This window comes from Brevibacillus jepli, assembly GCF_047229145.1.
In the GTDB taxonomy this organism is placed as follows: Bacteria; Bacillota; Bacilli; order Brevibacillales; family Brevibacillaceae; genus Brevibacillus.
The window spans coordinates 1-3,947 of the sequence record NZ_JBFEFW010000071.1; the positions used below are offsets into that span (position 1 = coordinate 1).

Annotated in this window: 3 protein-coding genes and 2 pseudogenes; 3 read left to right on the forward strand and 2 right to left on the reverse strand. The window is 47.1% G+C overall.

The annotated features are described in order from the left end of the window. The first annotated feature begins 384 nt into the window (after window positions 1-384). From istA to AB1L17_RS31220, 3 genes and pseudogenes are all read left to right on the forward strand, one after another. A pseudogene (gene istA, locus AB1L17_RS31210) lies at window positions 385-1,585 on the forward strand (IS21 family transposase). Continuing rightward, entirely contained in the window at window positions 1,582-1,953 is a 372-nt protein-coding gene (locus AB1L17_RS31215; RefSeq protein WP_024985588.1) for an ATP-binding protein, read from the forward strand. Before istA ends, AB1L17_RS31215 begins: the two are co-directional and overlap by 4 nt. Then, a pseudogene (locus AB1L17_RS31220) lies at window positions 1,922-2,302 on the forward strand (radical SAM family protein); the annotation flags it as partial. The gene AB1L17_RS31215 and the pseudogene AB1L17_RS31220, both read left to right, overlap by 32 nt. Here the strand turns inward: AB1L17_RS31220 and AB1L17_RS31225 are convergent. Then, complete coding sequence (locus AB1L17_RS31225; RefSeq protein ID WP_081787894.1) at window positions 2,284-2,451, reverse strand: macro domain-containing protein; 168 nt, start codon at window positions 2,449-2,451, stop codon at window positions 2,284-2,286. The pseudogene AB1L17_RS31220 and the gene AB1L17_RS31225 overlap by 19 nt on opposite strands. A gap of 183 nt (window positions 2,452-2,634) precedes the next feature. Continuing rightward, entirely contained in the window at window positions 2,635-3,852 is a 1,218-nt protein-coding gene (locus AB1L17_RS31230) for an IS256 family transposase (RefSeq protein ID WP_243014977.1), read from the reverse strand. Window positions 3,853-3,947: the final 95 nt, after the last annotated feature.

Sequence of the window (3,947 nt, forward strand, 5' to 3'; positions counted from 1 at the left end):
CTTGGCATTGTCGATGGGCGGGGAGGAAACCGTTTTGTAGCAAACGAAATCGCAACCCGCGCAGAAGCGACGGTGATTCTGCTTCGGATGTTGGAAGTCAACAAATCATAACCCCCCGTCCAATGGGTGGTTCAGACTGTCGACAAAGTACCTGTCGGCAGTTTTTATTTTGTCAAGAATCTTTATCTATTCACTGCGTTAATATGTTATAATAATATAAGATATACCGTAGGGTTTGCTGAACGGTTTTCAAACCACAAAAATGTTCCCAAATGTCACCGCCGGGATATAATTGACCCAGGTTCGCCGGAATGAAAATGACCCACCCCTGTAGAATACCTCTCTCTGAAATTACCGACCAAAGTAGCTTCAGAGGGGAGATATATGCTAAGGAGTGGGACTGTGATCAGATTACACGAACTTCAAGCGAGCGGCAAGAGTATCCGCGAAAGCACAAGAGAAACGGGCTATTCTCGTAATACCATTCGAAAATACCTCCGTGCAGACGGAATTCCGGAACCTCGTTCACGAAAGAAGAGAGTTTCCAAGCTCGATCCGTTCAAATCCTTGCTGGATCAATGCCTGGAAAAGGGGATTTTTAATTGTGAAGTTCTGCTGCGTCTCTTGTATTACGATCATCAAGGACTATGTGAAGCCCCGTCGGCCTCCAAAGCATGCACCTGCGGTGCAACGCTATGAGACAGAAGCCGGGTACCAAGCCCAAGTGGATTGGAAGATTTGCGAGTACATCGATTTAAACGGTGAAGTGCGTAAAATCCCCGTTTTTGCGATGGTGTTAGGTTACTCTCGAGCCATGTACATCGAATTTACAAAGCGTTGTGATATCCACAGTTTCTTACGCTGCCTGATGAACGGATTGGAATACTTCGGTGGTGTCCCGAAGACCATGCTGACCGACCAAATGAAGACCGTGATTCTAGGCATGGGCGATGATCGTAAGCCGAGATGGCATCCGTTGTTTGAAGATTTTGCTGCTGCAATCGGCTTGATTCCCAAGGTCTGTCGCGTTCGTCGTCCCCAAACGAAAGGAAAGGTCGAACGAAGTGTTCAGTTCATTGAGCAAAGCTTCATGCCAGGGCGATCATTCACCGATCTTGGTGACCTAAATCGCCAAGCCAGACAGTGGTGTGATGAGCAAAACCGTCGGATCCACGGTACAACTGGAGAAAGACCGATCGATCGCTTGGCACAAGAGAAGCTCGGTATGCTTCCGTCTCCGGAACGCTGGGCAAAGTACCGATTTGAACCGCGGAAGGTAAGCCGTGACGGATTTGTAAGCTACGACGGCGTTCGTTATGGCGTTCCATGGCAGTATAGCGGACGTGAAGTAAGGGTGCGAGACATAAACGGATTCATCGAAATTTACTGTGAGAAGCAGCTCATCGCTCGGCACGAGAAGCAGTACCGATCCCGAATGCTCGTCATGTGTGAGGGCCAATACGCGAATCTGAGTACGGCTCAGGGATATGCTTATCCAAAGCCGCAAGGCGTTCAGATTCCTGTTCAAGACGTGGAAGTGCGTCCGTTGGACGTGTATGAGCATCTTGTAGAGGTGGGCGTATGATCGAGCTGGAACAAGCCCGTCACCGTTTGGAGGAGCTCGGATTGGGCCAAGCGGCCCAATCGCTCGATGCCAAGCTGGAAGCCGCCAGTCGTAGCCAAAGTACGTATCTCTCTTTTCTCATTGAATTGCTGGACGCTGAGATACAAGAGCGCCAGCGCCGAAACGTAGAGGTTCGCATGAAGCTGTCCCACCTGCCTTTTCGGCGCACGCTGAACGAATTCGACTTCTCCTTTCAGCCGGGGATTGATGAGCGACTGATTCGTGAACTGGCGGCTCTTACGTTCGGAATATTTGCGCGTGTTCAAGTCCTGATCTTCCGGAAAGGTACCCAGTTAAATGAATATAGAGATCAAAGATATCCTGTCTAAGAACATTCTTAGCGAAGTGAAAGGTTATCTGGATGTCGGATTTACCCATTCGTTGAATCCGTACAGTGGCTGTGCCTTTTTTTGCACGTATTGCTACGTAAGGGAAATGCCGATTCAACGGTTTAAGGATATTCCATGGGGAGAATGGGTGGATATTAAAACGAACGCAGCAGAAAACTATCTGGCTGAGGTGGTCAGACTACGTCGCAGAAACAAATCTATTAATATCTTTATGTCCTCTGCAACGGATCCTTACCAGCCGCTCGATCGAAAGGTAGCTCTTACAAGAAGGATACTCGAAGCAATGATTGAAATGCCGCCTGACCTACTTCAAATCCAGACAAGAAGCCGCCAATCATTCACCGTTTGAACAGCTACTTTTGCAGCTTCAGGCTTGGGGAATCCAAAAACCCCTGTTGAGATCGCACAAAATGTAATACTCTTTATATCCGGGATCTTAGCCGCTAGTTCCAAACAAGCGCGATAACAAGCAGCCAGCGGGAATGTAAATTATTTTGTGTAAATGGGTTTTTAAGAAATGAAGAGTTACATCATAGGCTTTACATGGAGGGGCGGGCATGATAGGCTGGTTCGCCATGCGATGCATGGTATACTGGCATCGCCCAATCGCAAGAAATCATGCCCGCAGAGGCTCCATGTCAAGCCGGCTCAACAGTTGGATTAGGCGGACAGTTCCGCTTGCAACCGATCCCCAAAATGGATGGCAAGCTGCGATATACATTCTTTCCAACTCCTGACTGGCATAGTCCACTTCCTCGAAGCCTCAATCGTCGCAAGATAGATGATTTTACGCAGAGCATCATCAGACGGATAGGCGGTTTTCGTTTTTGTTACCTTGCGGAGTTGACGGTGATATCCCTCAATCACACTCGTGGTGTAGATCATCTTGCGAATCTCTGGAGGATAGGTAAAATAAGCGGTCAACTCAATCCAGTTATTTTCCCAGGAACGGATAATAATCGGATACTTCTTCTCCCACCTCTCTTTAAAGGCAGAGAAGGCAACTTCGGCTTCTTCTAACGTAAGAGCTTGATAGACTTTCTTTAGGTCCGCCAAGACTAGTTTCTCTTCCTTGAACGGTACATATTTCATGGAATTCCGTATCTGATGGATGACGCATAGCTGAATCTGCGTTCTCGGAAACGCGGCGTTAATGGCCTCTGAAAACCCGGAAAGCCCGTCCTTACACGCAATCAGGATATCTTCGACTCCACGACTTTTCAACTCCGTACACACATTTAGCCAAAAGCTAGCACTCTCGTGCTCGCCAATCCAGATACCCAAAATATCCTTATGTCCAGACATAGTAATTCCTAGAACGCTGTATGCTGCTTTATTGATGATCCGATTATCTTGGCGAACTTTAAAGTGAATGGCATCAAGAAATACAATGGGGTAAACGCGGTCAAGTGGTCTACATTGCCATTCCGCTACCATTGGCATGATCTTATCCGTTACTTTACTGACCATCGCTGCTGATACTTCAATTCCATATAGATCCTTCATGTGCTCCTCAATGTCTCGCGTAGACATCCCTTTCGCATAGAGAGCAATGATTTGGTCCTCTAAGCCATTCACGGTAGTCTCGTGTTTTTTTACAATATGAGGTTCAAATTCGCCGTTGCGATCGCGAGGCACACGGAGTTCAGTATTGCCAAATTTGGTTTTTACCGTCTTTTTGCTGTAGCCGTTTCGACTGTTTCCAGTATGATCACCTTCAGAGCTATGCTTGTTGTAGCCCAAATGCTCATCCATTTCAGCTTCAAACAACTGCTGGATCGTGTCACGAAACAGGTCCTTCAGCATCATGTGGACATCCTCAATCGTGCGGCAATCCTTAGCCAATTCTTTAATCGTAAGATCTCTTTTGTCTTGCATAAATGATCATCTCCTTAAAGTTGAGTCCGTATAATTGTGTAAAAACAGCATCTCTCTAAAAATAAGGGAGCCATTTTCAATCCCCCTCGGTTAGA